This is a genomic window from Cupriavidus sp. 8B, assembly GCF_054589115.1.
Map to the genome: position 1 here is coordinate 8701 of NZ_BAAILO010000447.1, position 22069 is coordinate 30769.

Annotated in this window: 17 protein-coding genes; 10 read left to right on the top strand and 7 right to left on the bottom strand. The window is 66.8% G+C overall.

Annotated features, from left to right (window positions below; genetic code table 11):
• Positions 1 to 47 precede the first annotated feature (47 nt).
• The gene (locus ACYP5B_RS43400) at positions 48 to 1781 is read left to right on the top strand and encodes a lactate permease LctP family transporter (protein ID WP_459573738.1); all 1734 of its coding nucleotides are present in this window, start codon (positions 48 to 50) and stop codon (positions 1779 to 1781) included.
• Between the two features lie 18 nt (positions 1782 to 1799).
• Here ACYP5B_RS43400 and ACYP5B_RS43405 read toward each other — a convergent pair whose 3' ends face one another.
• From ACYP5B_RS43405 to ACYP5B_RS43420, 4 genes are all read right to left on the bottom strand, one after another.
• A complete protein-coding gene (locus ACYP5B_RS43405) occupies positions 1800 to 2951 on the bottom strand; it encodes a CaiB/BaiF CoA transferase family protein (protein WP_400094754.1) in 1152 nt (383 codons plus the stop codon).
• 68 nt (positions 2952 to 3019) lie between these two features.
• Complete coding sequence (locus ACYP5B_RS43410) at positions 3020 to 3475, bottom strand: PaaI family thioesterase (protein ID WP_318231442.1); 456 nt, start codon at positions 3473 to 3475, stop codon at positions 3020 to 3022.
• A 229-nt stretch (positions 3476 to 3704) separates the two neighbouring features.
• Positions 3705 to 4685 (bottom strand): Bug family tripartite tricarboxylate transporter substrate binding protein, encoded by a 981-nt coding sequence (locus tag ACYP5B_RS43415; protein ID WP_400094752.1) that lies wholly within the window; start codon positions 4683 to 4685, stop codon positions 3705 to 3707.
• Positions 4686 to 4804: 119 nt separating this feature from the next.
• Positions 4805 to 6625: an acyl-CoA dehydrogenase family protein gene (locus ACYP5B_RS43420; RefSeq protein ID WP_459573741.1), complete on the bottom strand. Its 1821-nt coding sequence runs from the start codon at positions 6623 to 6625 to the stop codon at positions 4805 to 4807.
• Between the two features lie 118 nt (positions 6626 to 6743).
• Between ACYP5B_RS43420 and ACYP5B_RS43425 the strand changes: the two genes are divergently transcribed.
• On the top strand, positions 6744 to 7622 hold the full coding sequence (locus ACYP5B_RS43425) for a LysR family transcriptional regulator (protein WP_318231445.1): 879 nt from the start codon (positions 6744 to 6746) through the stop codon (positions 7620 to 7622).
• 288 nt (positions 7623 to 7910) lie between these two features.
• Here ACYP5B_RS43425 and ACYP5B_RS43430 read toward each other — a convergent pair whose 3' ends face one another.
• Positions 7911 to 8210, bottom strand: coding sequence for an antibiotic biosynthesis monooxygenase family protein (locus ACYP5B_RS43430; RefSeq protein WP_459573743.1), 300 nt, complete (start codon positions 8208 to 8210; stop codon positions 7911 to 7913).
• A 247-nt stretch (positions 8211 to 8457) separates the two neighbouring features.
• Here ACYP5B_RS43430 and nadC point away from each other — a divergent pair, with 247 nt between their 5' ends.
• On the top strand, positions 8458 to 9294 hold the full coding sequence (nadC, locus tag ACYP5B_RS43435; RefSeq protein WP_400094745.1) for a carboxylating nicotinate-nucleotide diphosphorylase: 837 nt from the start codon (positions 8458 to 8460) through the stop codon (positions 9292 to 9294).
• Positions 9295 to 9416: 122 nt separating this feature from the next.
• On the opposite strand, the gene ACYP5B_RS43440 is transcribed toward nadC, so the two are convergent.
• On the bottom strand, positions 9417 to 9962 hold the full coding sequence (locus ACYP5B_RS43440; protein WP_400094743.1) for a MarR family winged helix-turn-helix transcriptional regulator: 546 nt from the start codon (positions 9960 to 9962) through the stop codon (positions 9417 to 9419).
• A 549-nt stretch (positions 9963 to 10511) separates the two neighbouring features.
• Here ACYP5B_RS43440 and phnN point away from each other — a divergent pair.
• From phnN to ACYP5B_RS43470, 6 genes are all read left to right on the top strand, one after another.
• Entirely contained in the window at positions 10512 to 12551 is a 2040-nt protein-coding gene (gene phnN / locus ACYP5B_RS43445; protein WP_459573753.1) for a phosphonate metabolism protein/1,5-bisphosphokinase (PRPP-forming) PhnN, read from the top strand.
• Between the two features lie 71 nt (positions 12552 to 12622).
• Positions 12623 to 13615: a tripartite tricarboxylate transporter substrate binding protein gene (locus tag ACYP5B_RS43450; RefSeq protein WP_400094741.1), complete on the top strand. Its 993-nt coding sequence runs from the start codon at positions 12623 to 12625 to the stop codon at positions 13613 to 13615.
• A 200-nt stretch (positions 13616 to 13815) separates the two neighbouring features.
• Entirely contained in the window at positions 13816 to 14940 is a 1125-nt protein-coding gene (locus ACYP5B_RS43455) for a porin (RefSeq protein ID WP_459573746.1), read from the top strand.
• 276 nt (positions 14941 to 15216) lie between these two features.
• Entirely contained in the window at positions 15217 to 15522 is a 306-nt protein-coding gene (locus ACYP5B_RS43460; protein ID WP_400094738.1) for a FeoA family protein, read from the top strand.
• 19 nt (positions 15523 to 15541) lie between these two features.
• Positions 15542 to 17419 carry a ferrous iron transport protein B gene (feoB, locus tag ACYP5B_RS43465; RefSeq protein WP_459573748.1) on the top strand — a complete coding sequence of 626 codons (1878 nt, stop codon included), beginning with the start codon at positions 15542 to 15544 and terminating at the stop codon, positions 17417 to 17419.
• 18 nt (positions 17420 to 17437) lie between these two features.
• Positions 17438 to 17758: a DUF6587 family protein gene (locus ACYP5B_RS43470; protein ID WP_400094734.1), complete on the top strand. Its 321-nt coding sequence runs from the start codon at positions 17438 to 17440 to the stop codon at positions 17756 to 17758.
• Between the two features lie 270 nt (positions 17759 to 18028).
• On the opposite strand, the gene ACYP5B_RS43475 is transcribed toward ACYP5B_RS43470, so the two are convergent.
• The gene (locus ACYP5B_RS43475; protein WP_459573750.1) at positions 18029 to 19381 is read right to left on the bottom strand and encodes a hypothetical protein; all 1353 of its coding nucleotides are present in this window, start codon (positions 19379 to 19381) and stop codon (positions 18029 to 18031) included.
• A gap of 771 nt (positions 19382 to 20152) precedes the next feature.
• On the opposite strand from ACYP5B_RS43475, the gene leuA reads away from it, so the two are divergent.
• On the top strand, positions 20153 to 21850 hold the full coding sequence (gene leuA, locus ACYP5B_RS43480; protein ID WP_459573754.1) for a 2-isopropylmalate synthase: 1698 nt from the start codon (positions 20153 to 20155) through the stop codon (positions 21848 to 21850).
• Positions 21851 to 22069 lie beyond the last annotated feature (219 nt).

Sequence of the window (22069 nt, forward strand, 5' to 3'; positions counted from 1 at the left end):
ATCGCCCCAAGAATCCATTCAAACGCAATCCCCGGAGGAGACCCACCTTGCAACCTTGGACCCAGACCTACACGCCGCTAGGCAGCCTGTGGCTGTCCGCGCTCGCGGCTGCGCTGCCCATCCTGTTCTTCTTCCTCGCGCTGGCGGTGCTGCGCATGAAGGGCCACGTGGCCGCCGCCATCACGCTGCTGCTGTCCATCGGCGTGGCCATCCTTGCCTACGGCATGCCGGTGCCGCAAGCGCTTGCCGCCGCGGGCTTCGGCTTTGCCTACGGCCTGTGGCCGATCGCGTGGATCATCGTGACCGCGGTGTTCCTCTACAAGATCGTGGTGAAGACCGGGCAGTTCGACATCATCCGCGCGTCCGTGCTGGCCATCACCGATGACCAGCGGCTGCAGATGCTGCTGATCGGCTTTGCCTTCGGCGCCTTCCTGGAAGGCGCGGCCGGCTTTGGCGCGCCGGTGGCGATCACCGCTGCGCTGCTGGTCGGCCTCGGCTTCAATCCGCTCTATGCGGCGGGCCTGTGCCTGATCGCCAATACCGCGCCCGTGGCCTTCGGCGCCATGGGCATTCCGATCATCGTGGCGGGCCAGGTGACGGGCATCGACGCCATGCACATCGGCGCGATGGCGGGCCGGCAATTGCCGCTGCTATCGCTGGCGGTGCCCTTCTGGCTGGTGTTCATCATGGACGGCAAGCGCGGCGTGAAGGAAACGTGGCCGGCGGCGCTGGTGACCGGCGTGAGCTTTTCGGTGACGCAGTATTTCACGTCGAACCATATCGGGCCGGAGTTGCCGGACATCACTTCGGCGCTGGTAAGCCTGGTATCGCTGACGCTGTTCCTCAAGGTGTGGCAGCCGAAGCGCGCAAGCCAGCGGGCTGGCGGCGCGGTGAAGGCCGGCAGCGGCGGTGCGGCAGCACTGGCGCGCATGGGTGGCGGGCTGGCAAGCGGTGCGGGAGCCTTTGGCAATGGTGCGGGCGACAACCGCCGTGCCTCGCCTTACACCGTGGCGCAGACCGTGCGCGCGTGGGCGCCGTTCGGCATCCTCACCGCCATTGTCACGGTATGGAGCCTGCCGCCGTTCAAGGCGCTGTTCGCCGGCAGCGGCGCGCTGGCCGGGTGGGTGCTGAAGTTCCATGTGCCGGCGCTGGACCAGCTGGTGATCAAGGCCGCGCCGATCGTGGCGCAGCCCAAGGCGTACGAGGCCGTGCTCAAGCTCGACCTGGTATCGGCGGTGGGCACCGCCATCTTGCTGACCGCGCTGATCTCCGCCGTGCTGCTGCGCATGAAGCCGCGCGATGCGCTGGCCACGTTCGGCGAGACGCTGATGGAGCTGCGCCGCCCGATCCTGTCGATCGGGCTGGTGCTGGGCTTCGCCTTTGTCGCCAACTACTCGGGCATGTCGTCGACGCTGGCGCTGCTGCTGGCCGGCACGGGCGCGGCGTTTCCGTTCTTCTCGCCCTTCCTGGGCTGGCTGGGCGTGTTCCTGACCGGCTCGGATACGTCGTCCAATGCGCTGTTCTGCTCGTTGCAGAGCACCACCGCGCACCAGATCGGCGTGTCCGACACGCTGCTGGTGGCGGCCAACACCACCGGCGGCGTGACCGGCAAGATGATCTCGCCGCAATCCATCGCGGTGGCCTGCGCGGCCACCGGGCTGGTCGGCAAGGAATCCGAGCTGTTCCGCTTTACCGTGAAGCACAGCCTCCTGTTCGCGGTGATCGTGGGCATCATCACCATGCTGCAGGCCTACGTGTTCACGGGGATGATTCCCCACTGAGCGGGCACAGCCTCCTCCTTACTCGCTATCGTTGGCGGCGTCGCGCGGCAGGAACCGGTCGCCCTCGGCCAGCGGCGCGTAGCGGTAGGTGGCAGGCGTGCGGCTGAGCTTGACGGGCGAACCCAGGCCCTTGTAGCCGTCCGCCATCTCCACCACCATCTCGCGGTGCACGGTGTGCGGATGCTGCAAGGCGTCTGCCACCGACAGCACCGGCGCGCACGGCACGCCGGCGGCCACCAGCGTATCGGCCAGCACCTTGCCGTCGAGCTTGCCCATGCGCGCTTCCAGCTCGACCTTGAGCGTGGCGCGGTTGACCGAGCGCGCGCCAGCGGTGGCGTAGCGCTCGTCATCGGCAAAGCCCGCCATGTCCAGGTGCTCGCACAGGATACGGAACTGGCGATCGTTGCCGACCGCGAGGAAGACCGGGTCGGTGGCGGTGGCGACGGTGTCGTACGGATAGATGTTCGGGTGGGCGTTGCCGGTGCGGGTCGGCTCCTTGCCGCTCATGAACCAGTTGGCCGCGTGCGGGTGCAGCAGCGACAGGCCCGAGTCGTACAGCGCCGCCTCGACAAACTGGCCGCGCCCGCTGCGCTCGCGCTCCTGCAGGGCCAGCAAGACGCCCAGCGCGGCGTTCAGCCCGGTGACCATATCCACCACCGGCAAGCCCACGCGCAATGGATCGCCGCCGGCCTCGCCATTGATGCTCATGATGCCCGCCATGGCCTGGATGGCCGCGTCGTAGCCGGGCAAGCCACCCAGCGGGCCATCCGCGCCAAAGCCGGAAACCCGGCAGTGCACCAGGCGCGGGAAGCGCGCCGACAGCGCATCAAACCCAAGCCCCCATTTTTCCAGCGTGCCGGTCTTGAAGTTCTCGACCAGCACATCGGCGTCCGCCAGCAGGGCGAGCAGCACTTCGCGCTCGGCATTGGCGGTCAGGTCCAGCCGCATCACGCGCTTGTTGCGGTTCAGGCCGAAGTAGTACGAGGCCACGCCGTCCTTGAACGGAGGCCCCCAGGTGCGGGTGTCGTCGCCCTGTGGCGGCTCGATCTTCAGCACGTCGGCGCCATGGTCGCCAAGGATCTGGCCGCAGAACGGCCCGCCCAGGATGCGGGAGAGATCGACCACGCGGATGCCGGCGAGCGCGCCGGGCGATACAGGGAGTTTGCTCATGAGAGGGGTTCCGTAACTGCGGCGATGAACGTGTGTCGATAAATGTGCGTCGATAAACGTGGGTTGGCTCAGGCGGCCGGCGCGGGCGTGCGATCCAGCAGCTTGAAGGTGCCGGTGGCCAGCGCCAGCAGCTCGCCCTGGGCGTCGCGGATCTCGCCGCGCGCGAAGCACAGGGAACGGCCGCGGCGCTCGCACCAGGCGGTGGCGGTAAGCTCGCCACGCCCGGGCGCGGTGAAATGCACCGACAGGTCGATCGTGGCCACGCCAAAGCGCCGCGGATCGTGGCCGCGCGCGGCGCAGGACAAGGCGCAATCGAGCAGCGTAGCCAGCGCGCCGCCGTGCACGTCGCCGCGGCTGTTGGTGTGGTCCGGGTGGTAGGCCATGCTCACGCGCGCCTCTTTGGCGTTGATGTGCACGCCGGTCAGGCCGAACACGCGGGCCATGGGCATCGGCAGGGCAAACAGCAGGCCCGGGGCTTCACCGGCAAATTCGTTGACGGGTGCGGGCGGGGAGAGATCGGTCATGGACGGCAGGATCGGTTGGGGGCGGTCGTGGAAGGAGGGAACGAAGGGCTGCCGCAAAGGCAGATCGGGCACCGCAACGTTGCAGTGCCCATGAACGGCCCGTCATGCCATCAGATCATCTGATCATCGGATGGACGGAAAACGCACGCCCGTTCGCAAACATCGATACTACCGCTGAACCGGCCATTTTTCCTAGCCTCGCTGGCTCGCTGGCGAGCGCGGCGCTGGCTCAGTCCAGTTGCGCGCCCGACTTTTGCACCACGCCGCGCCATTTGGTCACCTCGGCCTTGACGAAGCTGCCGAGCTGCTCGGGCGAGGTCGACGGCGGCAGTTCCAGGCCTTGCGCCTGCAGGGTCTTGCGCACTTCGGGCTGCTGCAGGGCATCGGCAAAGGCGTGGTTGAGCTTGGCGATGACCGCCGGCGGCGTGCCGGCCGGCGCGACCACGCCGAAGAACACCGAGACATCGAAGCCGGGCACGCCCTGCTCGGCCACGGTAGGCACATCGGGCAGCGCCTGCGAACGGGCCTTGGTGGTCACGCCCAGCACGCGGAACTTGCCGCTCTTGATAAAGGGCAGCGCGGTCAGCACGTCGGTGAAGCTCATGCTCACCTGGCCGCCAAGCAGGTCGTTGAGCGCGGGGCCGGTGCCCTTGTAGGGAATATGGCGGAAGTCCGTGCCGGCCAGGTTGTTGAACAGCACGCCGGCCAGGTGCGAGGACGCGCCATTGCCCGAGGAGGCATAGGTCAGCTTGCCCGGATTGGCCTTGCCGTAGGCGATCAGCTCGCTCACGGTCTTGGCGGGCACCGAAGGGTTCACCACCAGCACGTTGGGCAGCTGCCCGATCTGGATGATCGGCGCGAAGCTCTTGACCGGGTCGTAGTTGATCTTGCGGTACAGGCTGACATTGATCGCCAGCGGGGCCGAGGTGCCGAACATCAGCGTGTAGCCATCCGGCTCCGCGCGCGCCACGGCTTCGGCGCCGATGTTGCCGCCGGCGCCGGCTCGGTTTTCCACCACCACGGTCTGGCCAAGGCTGCCCTTGAGCGCGGACGCCAGGGTGCGCGCCATCACGTCGGTGGGGCCGCCGGGCGGGTAGGTCACGATCATCATGATCGGCTTGGACGGGAAGTCCTTCTGCGCCAGCGCGGGGGCGATGCCCACGCAGAGGGTGCAGGCGGCGACAGCGGCGAGGCGTTGCCAGAGGGTCATGGTTGTCTCCTGATATTGGTCTGTTAGGTCGGTGTCCACCCGGCGGTTGGCGCCGTGGTGAAGTGTGCGGCACCGGCTTCTGGCGGCGCCGCGCACGGCTATGTCATGCCCTTGCGGGATCAGAACAGGTTGACCTGCTCCACGGCCGTGGTGGCGTCCACGGCGCCATCCGCCGGCGGCGCGATGGTGTCGGCCAGCCAGTCGGGCTCGGCCTCGCCTGCCAGCGGATCCTGCGGCAGCACGCGATGCAACAGCACCAGCTGCGCCAGGCGCATGCGGCGCACGGAACCGATGCGGCCCGCTTCCCAGGCCATGGCGACCGCGCTGGTCACGTGGTACAGGCCGGAAGCGGCCTGGCGGGCCAGCACGTCGCCATCGGCGCCGGCTTCGGCGGCGCGGGCGGCCAGCGTGGCGGCACGCGCGATCGCGGCGGTGAAGGCGGCGCGCGCGCCGGCATGCATCGGCGTGGCTTGCAGCAGGCCGGCCAGGTGGGCCTCGAGCACGGGCAGCGCGCCTTCGCGGCGGATCGCACGCAGCACGTCGAGGGCGACGATGTTGCTGGTGCCTTCCCAGATCGAGCCAAGATGCGCGTCGCGCACCAGGCGCGGGTCGCTCCATTCCTCGATATAGCCGCAGCCGCCGCGCATTTCCATGGCGTCGCCGGTGACCTTGCGCGCATCGCGGCAGGCGCGGAACTTGATCAGCGGCGTGAGCACGCGCATCAGCGCATAGGCATCGGCCTCGCCAGCGTCGGCGCGGCGCAGCGCCTCGGCCGTCTGGAACACCATGGTGCGGGCCTGCTCGGTGGGCAGCGCGAGCTTGAGCAACTGGCGGCGCATCAGCGGCATGTCCAGCAGGCGCTTGCCAAAGGCCCGGCGCTCGCGCGCGATGAACTGGCCCTCGGACAAGGCGCGGCGCATCAGGCCGGCCGCGCGCACGCCGTTGGACAGGCGCGAGTTGTTGATCATGTCGGCCATCTGCACAAAGCCCCGGCCGAGCTCGCCCACCAGGTAGGCATGCGCGCCTTCCAGGCGGATCTCGCCGCTGGCCATGGAGCGCGTGCCGAGCTTGTCCTTCAGCCGGATGATGCGGTAGTGGTTGGCGCTGCCATCGGCCAGCGTGCGCGGCAGCAGGAACAGCGACACGCCCTTGATGCCGGGCGCGGCCTCGCCGTTTTCATCCTCGACGCGGGCCAGCACCATCGCCAGCGCGGCGTCCGGGTTGGAGCAGAACCATTTGTCGCCCGACAGGCGCCAGCCGCCTTCGGCCTGCGCATCGCGCGCGGCGCGGGTGGTGGTGGCGGCCACGTCGGAGCCGGCGCCCTGCTCGGTCATGAACATGGCGCCCTGGTACAGGTCCTCGAAGACCTGCGTGGTGAGATTGGGCAGGAAGCGTTCGACCACCCCCGGATCGCCAAACTTGCGCAAGGTGCGGGTCAGCGAATCGGTCATCGACAGCGGGCAGCACAGGCCGAACTCGGCCTGCACGAACAGGTAGGTCAGCGCGTACTTGGCCGCGGCCGGCATCGGCTTGTCCCAGCCCAGCACGCCGCCACGGTGCGACGCCGCCGCCAGGCCGAACTCGGAAAATGCGACCCGCTCCAGCTCCACATAGGCCGGATGCTTCTCGATGTGCTGCGCGTCGATGCCCGTGCGGGTACGGTGCGACAGCGTGGGCTTGTTCTGGTCGGCGGTATGCGCCAGCGTGTCCAGCACGCCGCCGGCCATCGCACCCATGCGATCGAGGTGGGGCAGCAGGTGGGCGAACAGGTCGGGCGGGAGGTAAAGCGGCAGCAACGCGCGCAGGTCCGGGTCGCTGGCAAACAGGTTGACGCCTTGCTGGTCCGGCACCGGATGCGCGGGCGTGGCCGAGGGTGCGGGAACGGTTGAAGTGGCCGATGTGACCGAAGAGGCAGTTTGGCGCGCTGCGCTGGTCTGCATGAGGTGTCTCCTGTGTTTGCCGGCATGTAGCGCCGGATACTTTGTCTGCATTATTCAAAGTCCGGCGATTCGTGTCTAATTCTAAAATTGGCTTGGTCCATATATTTTTTATATCGCCATGGAATTCCGTCACCTGCGTTACTTCCTCGTCCTCGCCGAAGAACTCCACTTCGGCCGGGCCGCCCGCCGCCTGTCGATCTCGCAGCCGCCGCTGTCGCTCAATATCCAGCAGCTGGAAGCCTCGGTAGGCGCCCGCCTGTTCGAGCGCGACAGCCGTGGCGTGCGCCTGACCGCCGCCGGACGGGCCTTCCGCGAATCGGCCAGCGCGCTGCTGGCCCAGGCCGAAGAGGCCCGCCTGCTGGCGCGCGAGATCGAGGCCGGCGCCGTCGGGCGGCTGCGCATCGGCTTCGTCGGCTCGATGCTGTACCGCGGCCTGCCCCAGCGCCTGCGCGAGTTCCAGGCGGCCTACCCCGGCATCCAGGTAGCGCTGACGGAACTCAACTCACAGGAGCAGATCGACGCGCTGCTGCATGATGGGCTGGATGCCGGCTTTATCCACACCAACCGTGTGCCCGACGAGCTGGCCACCGCGCTGGTCCATAGCGAACCCTTCCTGTGCTGCGTGCCGCATGACCACCCCCTGGCGCGCCAGGCCACCGTGGCGCTGAGCGAGCTGCGCGGCGAGCCCTTCGTGCTGTTCTCCCGCAAGGCGTCTCCCGATTACTACAACCGCATCTTCGAGATGTGCGCGGCGCAGGGCTTCTATCCGCAGATCCGGCATGAGGTGCGGCACTGGCTGTCGGTGGTGTCCCTGGTATCGCAAGGCACCGGCGTCGCGCTGGTACCGGCGGCCCTGGAGCGATCGGCAATGGCGGGGGCGGTGTTCCTGCCGCTGGCGCAGGCGACGGTGCCGTCGGAGGTGTACTGCGTGTGGAAAGCGGGGGCGGACGAGCCGGCGCGCGACCGCTTCCTGGAGAAGATGCGGGATGAGGAATAGGGAGGCAAGCAGGAAGAGAGCCGGGCTTTTCCGGCTCCCCCGGTTTCTGGCGTCCGTGATCCGGGCTTGAGCGCACGCCGTGGTGCTGAGCTCCAGGGTTTCAGGGTAAACCCAGGCCCACAAAGAAAATGCCACCTGCTTTACCGGCAGGTGGCATGTCAAATACGCATGGAACGGGGTGTTCAGCGTGCAGGCAGCTTACCCGCTGCACTTTCCCCTACCAATAACGCAATTGCGTTATTCGGGCCCCTACTCAAGCGGTGGGAGGATTGCCCCGCCAGCCCGGATTCAGAACCCCTCCACCGCCACGCTCACATGGCCCACGTCGGGCGCCGAGGCGAAGTAATCGCCAACCAGCTTGCGCCATTCGGCGAAGTCCGCGGATTCGCGGAAATCCACCATGTGATTCTCGACCGTCTCCCACTTGACCTCAAGCGTGAAGTTCGAGGGATTTTCGATCGACCTGAGCAGCCGCATGGCGTGGCAGCCACGGGCGCGCTTGAAGAGCGGCGCCGCCTTGGCGACCGCTGCCTCGAAGTCCGACTCCGTACCCGCTTTGATCTGGAACTGCGCTATTTCGAGAATCATGTCTTGTGCTCCGTATGTGCGTGTCAGGAAGGCCGGGGCCTGGCCCGGTCGTGCGTCGACATGCATTTTATGCCAGGCCGGGACATCGCGCGTGGCCGTGAAATTATTCTTAGATGTCGAACTTTACTTGACAAGGCCACGGCAAATGCTAGGATTGCCGTACGTACTTCGATATCTAAGTATTTTTCGCGTTCACCTCAAGACCGCGACACCAACCCACCGGACCCCCGGAACCCTGGAGCCAAGCATGTACGACCAATTTGCAACCGACAAGCTGATTGACCTGTGGCTGACCGAAGACATCGGCGCCTGCGACCTGACGGTCCACACCATGATCGAGAAGGGCGAGACGGGTTCGTTCTATATGAATGCGCGCGAGCCGATGCTGATCGCCGGCGTGGACGTGGCCGCCCGCGTGTTCTCCCGCTACGACCCGTCGCTGCATGTGGACGTGCGCGTGGGCGATGGCGACAAGGTCGCCAAGGGCGCCATCCTCATCGCCGTGAGCGGCTCCGCGCGCAGCGTGCTGACCGCCGAGCGCACGGCGCTGAACATCATGCAAAGGCTGTGCGGGATCGCCAACCATACCGCCCGCTACGTGGAGGCGATTGCCGGCACCAAGGCCCGCCTGATCGATAGCCGCAAGACCACGCCGGGGCTGCGCGTGCTGGAGAAGCACGCGGTGACCTGCGGTGGCGGCCTGAACCACCGGCTGGGGCTCGATAACGGCGTAATGATCAAGGACAACCATATCGCCGTGTGCGGCAGCATTGCCGCCGCCGTGGAACGCGCGCGCCGGCAGTTGCCCGTGCTGACCAAGCTGGAAGTGGAATGCGACCGGCTGGACCAGGTGCATGAAGCCCTGAAGGCGGGCGTCGACGTGATCATGCTGGACAACATGTCCGTGCCCGACATGCGCGAAGCCGTTACCATCGTCAACGGGCGCACCAAGGTGGAGGCGTCCGGCGGGATCAACCTCGAGACCATCCGCCCCATCGCCGAGACCGGCGTTGACTACATATCCACCAGCAAGATCACCCAGTCCGCGCCGGCCGTGGATATCGGGCTGGACGATGCGGTGTAACGATGCGGTGTAACGGTACCGTGTGAGCGGGAGTCACTCCTTCCCGCTACTTTGACGCGCGCCGGGCTGCTTGCCTCGCGCGCTTTTTTCATTCTGCGCTCGCCACCAGCGCCAGCACTCGCTCAAAGATCCGCCAGCAGCCGCCCCAGCTCGCGCGTTGACGGCACGCGCCGTGCCGTGCCTTCTGCCTGCGCCTCGTCCTTGGCCAGGTTGCGGGTGATGGCGATCAGCACCTTGCGCGCGGTCGCGACCTCCTCGGCGGATACCCCCTCCACGCTGATCTCATTGACCTCCTCGGCCAGCGGCACCAGCTTGCGCTTGAGGGCGCGGCCCGTCTTGGTCAGGAATACATGGACATTCTTCTTGTTGCCGGGCAGATGGGTGCGCTCGATATAGCCCAGCGCCTCCAGCGCCTTGACCGCGGCGAACGTGGTCGGCTCCGTGACCCCCGCCAGGTCGCTCAGCTCGCGCTGCGACAAACCGTCGTGATCCCAGAGGATCCGCAGGATGGTCCAGTGTCCGTAGGAAACCGTGTGTTCGGCCAGGCGCATCTGCAGGGCGCGGATATAGGCCCGGGCAGCGTCCTTCACCATATGCGCCAGGCGCTCGTTGGCGATGTCGCCCGCCGGGGCGGGCACCTGCGATTCAGTCGGTTTTGAAGTGGCCATATGACGGTGTGGGAGTCCTTGTCGGCGCAGGCCATGCCTGCGCTCGATGATGGAAAACATCATAACGCGTTAGCAAAGCTGCCGCCTGCTCCGTCACGTCCACCTCCCGCCGGGTGTTCGCCGGCTAATCATTTCTTTTGCGGGCTAATGTAGTGCTCACTACATCAGTGCGAGCTTGCGCCACGACGATGCGGCAAGGCACCGCGAGAGGGATTTCCCTGCTAGACATGGCTGGAATTCCTGCCACAGCCCGTGGATACGGCCCTTTCCAGCCATGGCCTGACTCTTGCATATTCTTAGATGTCGAACTTATCTTGACAAGGTTTCATCAGGTGCTAGCATTGCCTTTGTACTTCGATATCTAAGCATATTGCCAGAGGACGTACGAGACACAGTCGACGAAATGGGACGAAGAGAAAGAAGAGGATGGCCATGAAAAACCCCGAGACCTGGAACGACACATGCGCAAGCAGCCTGGAAGACTCCCGCTATCTGAACCGCGCCGGGCCATCGGCTTTGGTAGCGGTCCCCACCACGCCGGATAAGCCCATGCAAGCTGCCGGCACTTTCTTCCTCGTGGTTGGCCCCAGCGGCGCGGGCAAGGACTCGCTGATGGACGGCGCCAGGGCGGCGCTGCTGGCCGATCCGCGCTATGTGTTTGCCAGGCGCGTCATCACCCGGCCAACAGGCTCGCCGGGCGAGGACCACGAGGGCGTGACGCAGACCGAGTTCGCGGCGCGCGAGACGGCCAACGCCTTCCTGATCACCTGGGCGGCGCATGGCTTGCGCTATGGGCTGCCGGCCAGTTTGCTGGATGAACTGGAGCGCGGCCGGCATGTCGTCGCCAACGGCTCGCGCGGCATTGCTGCCGCGCTGGCGGGCCAGCTGCGCAATTTCGTCGTCATCCACGTCACGGCGCCGCTGCACGTGCTGGCGCAGCGCATTGCCGCGCGCGGACGGGAGTCCGGCGACGCGGTGCTGCGCAGGCTGGAGCGCATGCCCGATCCGATTCCCGCCGGCGTGGCGAGCGTCACCGTATCGAACGACGCGGCCATGGAGGTGGGCATCGCGCGCTTCCTGGAAGCGCTGCGCACGGCATCGACACCGCTCAAGGCCAGACGCATGCCAATCTGCGCCGGCGACGCGCACATTGCCTATGTGTCGCCCGCCGTTGGCGCGCGCCACGCTCGCATGGCCGTACGCTCGGGAAAGACCGAGATCCCCGCGGCCTTGCATGTGGTCGAGAGCCCGGGCTTGCTGCAGGACGAAGAGATCGGCCTGTCCGATGCCCTCTTCGAGCGCCTGGGCGTCGCGCCCGGCAACACCGTGCGCCTGCGCCAGATTCCCGGCCCCGTCAGCCGCGATGTGCTGCGCAAGAAGCTGCGCGGCGACGCCTTGAGCGAAGCGGAGTACGAAGCCGTGCTGCGCGATGCGGTGGAGGGACGCTATACGGAAATCGAGCTGACCGCGTTCCTGGTGGCTGCCTCGCAACACCTCACCGATGCGGAAGTGGTGGGCGTGGCCCGTGCCCGCGCGCGCTTTGCCCGCAGGATCGACTGGGACGAGCCCATCGTGGTGGACAAGCACTCCATGGGCGGCGTGCCGGGCAGCCGCATCACGCTGATCGTGGTGCCGATCGTCGCGGCGTTCGGGCTCGCGATGCCCAAGACCTCGTCGCGGGCGATCACCTCCGCGGCCGGCACCGCGGAGGCCATGGAGACGGTGGCGCGCGTGGACCTGGACATCGACGACGTGCGCCGCTGCGTGGCGCAGGCACGGGCCTGCATTGCCTGGAACGGCCGCCTCAATCACTCGGCCATCGACGATGTGATGAATGCCATCACGCGCCCGCTCGGGCTCGACGCCAACCGGTGGTCGGTGGCGTCCATCCTCTCCAAGAAATACACCGCGGGGTCGACCCACGTGATCGTCGACCTGCCCTTCGGCCCGCAAGCGAAGCTCAAGTCGCAAGCCGAAGCGCAAGCCCTGGGCGCCTTGTTCGAAGACGTGGGCGCAGGGCTGGGCATGCGGGTGCGCGCGTTCGCGACGGACGGCAGCAAACCCATCGGGCGCGGCGTGGGCCCGGCGCTGGAAGTGCGCGATGTGCTGCAGGTACTCAACGGCAGCCCCGAGGCGCCCGCGGACCTGCGCGAGAAGGCCTTGTTCTTTGCCGGGCAGATTCTTGCGTTCGACCCGACCGTGGGCTCCCCCGCCGAGGGGCGGCGGATTGCGGGCGAACTGCTCGCCTGCGGGGCCGCAAGCGCCGCATTCGACCGGATCGTGGCCGCACAGGGCGCAAGGGCAGCGCCGGATGCACCGGGCAACCATCTCCACATCGTGCCCGCCGGCGCGGCGGGCGTGGTCGCGGACATCGACGGCTTTGCCATCGCCGGCATTGCGCGCAGCGCCGGCGCGCCGCGCCGGCCGGGCGCCGGCGTGGACCTGTTGTGCACGGTGGGAGACCGGCTCGTTGCCGGGCAACCGCTGTTCAGGATCCACGCCGAGGCCACCGGCGACCTCGAGGCAGCAGTGCGGGCCAACGCGGCGGCTGAACTATCCGGCCCACCGATTCGCATCAGGCCGGACTAGCAGCGGCGCCCATGCACGCCGCCTGCACTGCCACCCTGATCTATCATTTCCTTTAACCGATGAGGCAACAAATGACATCCTTATCCGTGGTACGCAGTCTCGCATCGATCTCCTTGCTGGGGGCCACGCTGTTCGGCATGCCCGCGCAGGCGAGCGCCAATATCGGCGGCGACTTTCCACAAAAGCCGATCCGGCTGGTTGTGACGTTCCCGGCGGGCGGGGGAACCGACACGCTGGCGCGGGTGATCGGCACGGAGGTGGGCCGCAGCCTGGGCCAGCCCGTGGTGGTCGACAACCGGCCCGGCGCCAGCGGCAATATCGGCGCCGAGTTCGTCGCCAAGAGCCCGTCGGACGGCTACACCTTGCTGGTGGTCAACAGCAGCTTTGCCATCAACCCCGGCGTGTTCCGCAACCTGCAGTTCGATCCGGGCAAGGACTTCAGCGCGGTGATCTCGGTGGCGTCCGTGCCGTCCGTCATCGCGGTGCCCGTCTCATCGAAGATCCAGACGTTCAATGACCTGCTGGCAGCCGGGCGCTCGGGCAAGCCGCCGACCTATGCCTCCTGCGGCAACGGCACGCCCCAGCACCTTGCCGGCGAGCTGCTCAAGATCTCGGCCAAGATCGATCTGCTGCACGTGCCTTACAAGGGTTGCGCCCCGGCGCTAGCCGATGTGCTGGGCGGCCAGGCCGACGTCAGCATCAACACGCTCAGCAACACGGTGCCTTACCTGAAGGCCAACAAGCTGCGCGCGCTGGCCGTCACCTCCAAGAGCCGATCACCGCTGCTGCCCGACGTGGCCTCGGTGAGCGAGCTTGGAGTCAGTGGCTATGACGTCGACCAATGGTTCGGCATCCTGGCCCCGGCGCATACGCCGCCGGAAATCGTGCAGAAGCTCAATGCGGCCATCGCCAAGGCCGTCGCCAAGCCGGAGGTCAGGGCCAATCTCGCCCAACTGGGATTTGCTACCGCCAGCAGCACCCCGGCGGAGTTCCAGAAAGTGGTGAACACGGACATCGAGCGCTGGAAGAAGCTCGCCGCGCAGATCGGCCTGCGGGTCGACTAAGGCCCACGGCTCGCTAACGCCGGCCAGGGTCCGCCAAGACCCGCGGGGCAGCCACGCCAGGCGCCTGGCAACGCACGCCACCCGCTCCCCCCAATCCATTCGCAGCACCGCTACGCCACGGCCGTCAACGGTCCCGTGCGACCGCTTGCGCCTTGCGTTTGCCCCTGCCGTAAGGAAACCACATGAAGGAGATGAAGGTAATGATAGTAGTGAAGGTAGTGAAAGACATCCACCGCCTGGCGCTTGGCTACGCGCTTGCCGTCACTGCACTCGCGCTGACCGCCCCCGCTGGGGCGCAGTCCAGCCTGGTGCTCTATGGCGTCGCCGACGTCGGCATCGAATACCTCTCGCACGCCGACGCCAGTGGCAACGCCCTCACAAGAATGGCTTCGGGCAACCTGTCCGGCTCGCGCTGGGGATTGCGCGGCACGGAAGACCTCGGCGGCGGCACCAGCGCGCTGTTCGTGCTCGAGAGCGGCTTCGACATCGACACGGGCACGCTGGGCCAGGCCGGCCGGCTGTTCGGGCGGCAGGCCTACACCGGCCTGAACACGCCCTACGGGCGGATCACGGCGGGCCACCAGAACAACCTGCTCTACGACATCCTGATCAGCTACGACGCCATGGCCATCGCGCCGCGGTACTCGGCGTTCCTGATGGATAGCGCCCTGGCGGGACGCTATGACAACGCCGCCAAGTACGTAGGGAAGTTCGGCGGGCTGACGGCAAGCGCGCTTTACGCGTTCGCGCGCGGCACCTCCGTGACGAGCGGCACCACCAGCACCATCACGGGCGAGACCGCCGGCAACGCGCGCAACGACCGCGCCTGGAGCGCCGCGCTGGAATACACCACGGGCAACGCCGGGGCCACGGTCATCTACGACCAGCAGCAGGGCACCACCGGCCTGGCCGGGCAGAACCCGGCACAACGCGACCGCCGCATCGCCGTGGCTGGCAGCTACGCGTTTGCAAAGGCCAAGGTGTTCGCGGGCTACCGCTGGCTGAGCGGCGACATCGGCAGCACCGCCACCGTGGCGGCTCGCAGGAACGACCTGTTCTGGCTAGGTGCGAGCTATGCGTTCACGCCCGCCCTGACGCTGAGTGCGTCGGCCTATGTGATGAACGACAAGCGCAGCGCGCAGGATCCCTGGAGCCTCGTCGGCACGCTTGACTACGCGCTGTCCAAACGCACCGATGGCTACCTGACGCTCGGCTACGTCAAGAACAAGGACGGCTCGCGCGTCGGCCTGAACGGCATCCAGGCCAGCATCGGCCCGGGCATGAACCAGTTGGGCGTGGTGGCGGGCGTCCGGCACAAGTTCTAGGCAAGCGGGCTGCGGCACCGTGGGCAAGGCGCGGCACCCGCACAGGGTGCCGCATCGTCGGGCGCAACCGAATGTTGCGTGACCTGCGCTTCGGGTGATTGCGGACCGCCAGGATTGTCGTGCGCCATGGATGCGTGCGCGCACTAATAACACAGCGGCTCGAAATCAAAACGCCCGCAGGCAAATCAGCTACAATAGGAACGATTTTCATTTACCAACCCTGGCGTGAGTTTGCCGACCGCGTGCCGTGCCTCGCGCCAACGGACTGGAAGCCACATGCGGTTGTCTGAACTTCCGCGGCGCACCGCCGCTGTCATCGTGTCTATCGACGACAATTCTCTTAACGATCCGGTAGCACGCCGCCTGCGCGAACTCGGCTTTGTGCCGGGCGAAGCCGTACAGGTCATCGCGCTGGGACCGTTCGGCATGGATCCCCTTGTCGCCCAGGTGGGCTTTACCCGGTTTGCATTGCGCCGCGCCGAAGCGGCCCGCATTACCGTGGAGGCGCTCAGCGCTTCCGTCTCCAGCATCACGCCGGCCGCGCAGCCCGACGCGCCCGCCGCCAAACGCTCCGCTGCCTGACCGGGCACCTGCCAAGAATATGTCTGTCGCTACCCCGACTTCCGCTTCCCAGCGTCCCGCATTGCGCGTTGCGCTGGTGGGCAATCCAAATTGCGGCAAGACCGCCCTGTTCAATCGCCTGACCGGCAGCCGCCAGAAGGTGGCCAACTACGCCGGCGTCACCGTCGAGCGCAAGGAAGGCCATTTTGTCTCGCCGGCCGGGCGCCAGGTGCGTGTGCTCGACCTGCCGGGTGCCTATAGCCTGCACGCGGCCAGCCTTGACGAAGCCATCACGCGCGATGTCTGCCTGGGCCAGCGCCCGGGCGAGCCACGCCCCGACCTGCTGGTGTCGGTGGTGGATGCCACCAACCTGCGCTTGCACCTGCGCTTCGTGCTCGAACTGCGCCGCCTGGGCCTGCCGATGGTGCTGGTGCTCAATATGAGCGACGCCGCGGCCAAACGCGGCATCCGCATCGAGCGCGACAAGCTGGCCGCCGCGCTCGGCGTGCCGGTGGTGGAGACCGTGGCGGTCAAGCGCAACGGCGCCGCCAACCTGCTGGCCGCGTTCGACGCCGCCCTGCCGGCGGTGCCGGTCGCCGCGGCCACGACCGAGCTGGCCTCCGACCTGGATGTCCACCAGGAGGTCAAGCGCCTGCTGGATGCGGCCGTCACGATGCCGGAGCGCACCGCCGCGCTGGACGACCGGCTCGACCGCATCCTGCTGCACCCCGTGTTCGGCCTGACGATCCTGGCCGTGCTGCTGTTCCTGATGTTCCAGGCGGTATTCTCGTGGGCCGCGCCGCTGATGGACGGCATCGAGGGCGGCGTGCACTGGTTCGGCGAGATCGTCGGCAGCCACCTGCCCGAGGGCATGCTGCGCAGCCTGCTGGTGGATGGCCTGATCGCCGGCCTGGGCAGCGTGATCGTGTTCCTGCCGCAGATCCTGATCCTGTTCCTGTTCATCCTGACGCTGGAAGAATCCGGCTACCTGCCGCGCGCGGCCTTCCTGCTCGACCGCCTGATGATGGGCGCCGGCTTGTCCGGCCGTTCCTTTATCCCGCTGCTCTCCAGCTTTGCCTGCGCGATTCCCGGCATCATGGCCACGCGCACCATCCAGGACCCGCGCGACCGCATCACCACCATCCTGGTGGCGCCGCTGATGACGTGCTCCGCGCGCCTGCCGGTCTACGCGCTGCTGATCGGCGCCTTCATCCCGACGCGCACGGTGATGGGGCTGTTCAACCTGCAAGGGCTCGTGCTGTTCGTGCTCTACGTGGCGGGCATCGTGAGCGCGCTGGCGGTGGCATATGTGCTGAAGTATTTCCGCCGCGATCGCACCGACCACCCGCTGATGATGGAACTGCCCTCCTACCGCATCCCCAATCCGCGCGATGTGGCGATCGGCCTGTGGGAGCGTGCCCGCATCTTCCTGTCCCGCGTGGGCAAGGTGATCCTGACGCTGACGGTGCTGCTGTGGTTCCTGGCCACCTTCCCGTCGCCGCCGGACGGCGCCACCGCCCCGGCCATCGATTACAGCTTCGCCGGCATGATCGGCCGGGCGCTTGAGCATGTCTTTGCCCCGATCGGCTTCAATTGGCAGATCTGCATCGCGCTGGTGCCGGGCCTGGCGGCGCGCGAAGTCGCCGTGGGTGCACTGGCCACCGTCTATGCGCTGTCCGGCAGCGAGGACGCCATGGCCAGCCAGCTCGCGCCGATGATCGCCGCGCAATGGTCGCTGGCCACCGCGCTGTCGCTGCTGGCCTGGTACGTGTTCGCGCCGCAGTGCATCTCCACGATGGCGGTGATCCGGCGCGAGACCGGCTCCTGGAAGGTGATGGCCGCCTCGACGGCCTACCTGTTCGGGCTGGGCTACGTGGCGGCCTTTGCCACGTACCACATCACCCTGATGCTGAGCTGAAGCGAGGACTTTGCAGCCATGAGCCTCTACCACGCCGTTGAAACCCTGCTGGTGCCGCTGATCGTGCTGGGCTGCACGATCTCCGTGCTGGCCCGCTATGCACCGCGCACCCGCGAACGGATCAAGGGCGGGCTGGCGGCGCGCCTGGGTGGCACCGCGGCCACCGGCTGGCGCCAGCGCGCGGTGGCCTGGCTGGCACCGCAGGCCGCGGCCGGCTGCGCCAGCGGCTGCGACAGCGGCGGGTGCAATACCTGCGGCTCCGCCACCACCGGCAGCGCCCAGCAAGCGCCGGTCGAACAGGCCAGCGAGCAGGTCATCCGCTTCGTGGCCAAGCGCTGATACGCCCCCAAACCCATCGCGCACCACGTTTTTGATCCACGCAGAAACGGGTACGCTTTGGGTTCGCCGCGCCGGTTCGCCGCGTATTCGGCACCGCCTCCCCCTCTTTCCCTCCTCGTCGATACCTGCGCGCGCGGCACCGGATCAAGCGGCCGTCCGGGGACGGACCATTTAAAACACACAGAGATAGGCGCGAGCAGATACAACGACGCCCGGCAGGAACACATGCCGGGCGTCGCGTTAAGGCTCAGGCAAAAGCAGGGCGCTACATCAGCTCACCGTTCCCGGAATCGTGATGGAGATCGGCTGCTGTTCAGGGCCGGCCGTGCAGGTTGCGGTCACTGTGAAATCGCCAAGCGCCAAAGGCGTCACCACGATCTGCGCAGCATTGACGCCACCTGCGAACGATACGTTTGCGCTGCTGGTCCAGCTCCAGCCCGTGCAGTTGAGATAGGCGACATCCGCACCGAAGTTCTTGAGCGTGGCGGTGACGGGAGTCGGCACGGGCAGCGACAGCAGCAGCTTGAGCGGTTGTGGCCCGTTGTAGACCAGCGCCCACTTCGGCTGCTCCGTCACCGTCAGGCTGGCGTTGGGCGTGAGCGCGATCTTGCTGCTGGCCGCGGTCACCTGCAGCAGGCTCTGCACGGTGGGCGTGCCGATCACGATGCTGGTGCTCAACGTGGCCTGCCGCGTGGCCGGGTTCGCTGCGACGGAAAGCGTTGGCGAGGTGGTGGCGTAGCTCCAGGTGCCGTCGAAATCCGCGGTGGAATCATACGAATCGCTGCGGATCACGCGAGCGTTGAAGACCTGCGGATAGCCGTTGAGCACCGACAGCGCGTTGATGGGCACGCCCCCTTGCGAGAGCTCGAGCCGATAGGTGTAGCCAGTGTTCTTCTGCACCGTCACCAGCATCTGCCCGCTGACAGCAATGCCGTTGGGCGCGGTGACCGAGACCGTGACCGTGCCGACCGCTGCGGTGGTATCCGAGCTGTTGACGCCTGTGAGCGATGCCGTGTTCTGCGCGGCACTGACCTGCACGTTGCCAATCGAGCTGGCCCAGGCCCAGTCGTGCACGGCCCCGCTGACGTCGCTGCCATTGCCATCGACCAGCGTCGCCTTGACCGGCTGCACCTGCCCGTCAACCAGCGACAAGACCGGATTCGACAGTGCCAGGTTGTAGCTGACCGAGGCGGGCTGCACGGCTATCGTCGCGGTTTGCGCGGGTAGCTGCGTGCTGTTGTCCGCCGCCTTGACGGTGGCCACCACCTGGATGGTGGCCGTGCCCACCGCCACGCCCGTGATGGTGGCGCTGCCGCTTGCGGCCGGCACCACGGTGGCGATGGTGTTGCTGGACGAGGTCCAGGCAAAGGTGCTGGACGACGTCACGTCCGCTCCCTTGCTGTCCACGACCGAGGCTGACATCGAGATGCTGCGGCCCACCCCGACCTGTCCCGAGGTCATCGTGAGCGTCACCGAGTATTTCACCGGGGTGGTATCCGTCGCGGTGCTCGCGGTGGTGGGCGATGCAGCGCCCGAGCCGCCACCGCCGCCGCCGCAGCCCGCCATCAGCAATGCCATGGCGGCGCAGGCCAGCCATGCTGGCCACCTCTTGGTGTTTCTCATGATGTCTCCCCGTATTGCGTTCAATCCCGGGGCCTCTGCCGACAGAAGCTCAAGCAAGGCACCGCTGGCCAGACTCGTTATGTTTGCGCGACCGGACAGGTAAATGGCGGAATTGGACAGCCGCGTGCTATCTAGGCTAGTCAGGATGTGCACACGGCTGTACCAGCCAGACGGCTGAGAGTTCGGCGCTTATGTACGCTCACGCACATCTGGGCTCAGCCACAAGTCCGTGCTGATAGCGAAATGGAGGTGGCTGCCCAACCGGCATTTGGAGGGGGCTCGGCGTGCCCGTCCTTGACGCCCGTTCGCGTTCTCGACTATTCTTGCCGGCTGCCGGCCGCCAAAAGGTGCTCGGCATGCATGACAAGTTATCGACGAACCTTGGTAAGCCGCGTCATCCGCACCGCTTCCCTCACACCGCTCCCCGCACGCCACGCAATGCACCAAGCCACCTGCTTCCACCGCCACGCCGCCGATGCCTCCAGCATCGCTGCAGCCGCGCGCGTGCCGGCAGCAGGTCGCGCGCTGGGTACCGCCATTGCTCTTGTTGCACCGGCCCTCTCGCCGCGTCTTTCCGCCTCGCTACAGCTAGACCTACTGATCGGTTGCCGGGCCTAGTGCCTAGTGGCAGTTCGGCAGCCTCGCGCCACCCTTTTTCCGCATTAGCTTTCTGACGCCTTCGCTTTTGAGCGTTTCAACGCCTTGGCGATCTTGCGTCTTGTGCCTTGTTTCTTGTCTTGCATCTTCCCGCGAGGAAGGAGAACCGTCATGATGTTGCGCAATCCCGCCACCAAATACCGCCCTGCCACCGCCGTTGATATCGCCGACCGAACCTGGCCCGCCAAGCGCATCGCGCGCGCGCCGATCTGGATGAGCACGGATCTGCGCGATGGCAACCAGGCCCTGATCGAGCCGATGAACCCGCAGCGCAAGCTCCGCTTCTTCGAGCAGCTGGTCAAGATCGGGCTCAAGCAGATCGAGGTGGCGTTCCCCTCGGCCTCGCAGACCGATTTCGATTTCGTGCGGATGCTGATCGAGGAAGACCGCATCCCGGACGACGTGACCATCGTGGTGCTGACGCAGGCGCGCGCGGACCTGATACAGCGCACCATCGAATCCGTGCGCGGCGCCGCGCGCGCCGTGGTGCATCTCTACAACCCGATCGCCCCAGCCTTTCGCCGCATCGTGTTTGGCGCGAGCCGCGAGGAGGTCAAGGAGATCGCGCTGGAGGGCACGCGCCTGATCAAGGCGCTGACCGATGGCATGCCCGAGACGGCATGGAGCTACGAATACTCGCCCGAGACCTTCAGCATGACCGAGCTGGATTTCTCGCTCGAGGTTTGCGATGCGGTATCCGCGATCTGGCAGCCGAGCGCAGCCCGCCCGCTCATCCTCAACCTGCCGACCACGGTGGAATGCAGCACGCCCAATATCTTCGCCGACCAGGTCGAATGGATGCACCGGCGTCTTGCACGGCGCAGCGACATCGTGCTGTCGGTCCATCCGCACAATGACCGCGGCACCGCGGTGGCAGCCGCCGAGCTTGCCGTGATGGCCGGCGCCGATCGCGTGGAAGGCTGCCTGTTCGGCAATGGCGAGCGCACCGGCAATGTCGACCTGGTGACGCTGGCGTTGAATCTCTACACGCAGGGCGTGGACCCCGAGCTCGATTTTTCCGATATCGATGAAGTGCGCCAGTGCGTGGAGGATTGCAACCAGCTTCCCGTGCATCCGCGCCACCCGTATGTTGGTGACCTGGTCTTCACGGCCTTCTCCGGCTCGCACCAGGATGCGATTCGCAAGGGCTTCGCGCAGCAAAAGGCGGATGCCATCTGGGAAGTGCCTTACCTGCCGATCGACCCCGCCGACCTTGGCCGTAGCTACGATGCGGTGATCCGCGTGAACAGCCAGTCCGGCAAGGGCGGCATGGCTTACCTGCTGGAACAGGTGCACGGCATCTATATGCCGCGCCGCCTGCAGATCGAGTTCAGCCGCGCGGTGCAGTCGATGACCGATGAGAGCGGGCTCGAAGCCAGCGCCGATGACTTGTATGGCTTGTTCAAGCGCGAATATCTCGAACACGAGGCGCCGCTGCGCTATATGGGCCACCAGATGGTGTCCGACAGCGGCGGCCAGGTTGAGATCGAAGTGGCATTGCTGCGCGATGGCGAGCCCGTGGGCGCGCGCGGCCGGGGCAACGGCCCGATCGATGCGTTCGTCAGCGGCCTCAAAGGCGCGCTGGACATGCCGGTGCGCGTGATGGATTACCACGAGCACGCGCTGTCGTCCGGCGCCAATGCTGCCGCGGCCTGCTATGTGGAAGTGCGGGTAGGAGACTCCGCCACTGGCTTCGGCGCCGGCATCGACGCCAATATCGTCACGGCGTCGCTCAAGGCCGTGGTGTCGGGTGTGAACCGCCACCTGCGTGCCGCCAGCCAGTCGCCTCGCGAGGAAGCCTTGGCCGATTGATGCCGGCCGCGCCCGGGCCTAACGTCTCGGCGCAGAAAAACCGGTGTGCCCCGCCCCCACGGGGCACACCCGGAAAGACGCCCTTGCGGGACGCCCACGACATGCTCTTGGCTTGACTGTGTGCACAGCGTAAGGCGCGCGCACGCTTGTCTGCCACGAATATTTGCGCATGTCCTTAGAAGCCCGGCCCGGGATTGGAAATGCGAAAGATGGCTGCGC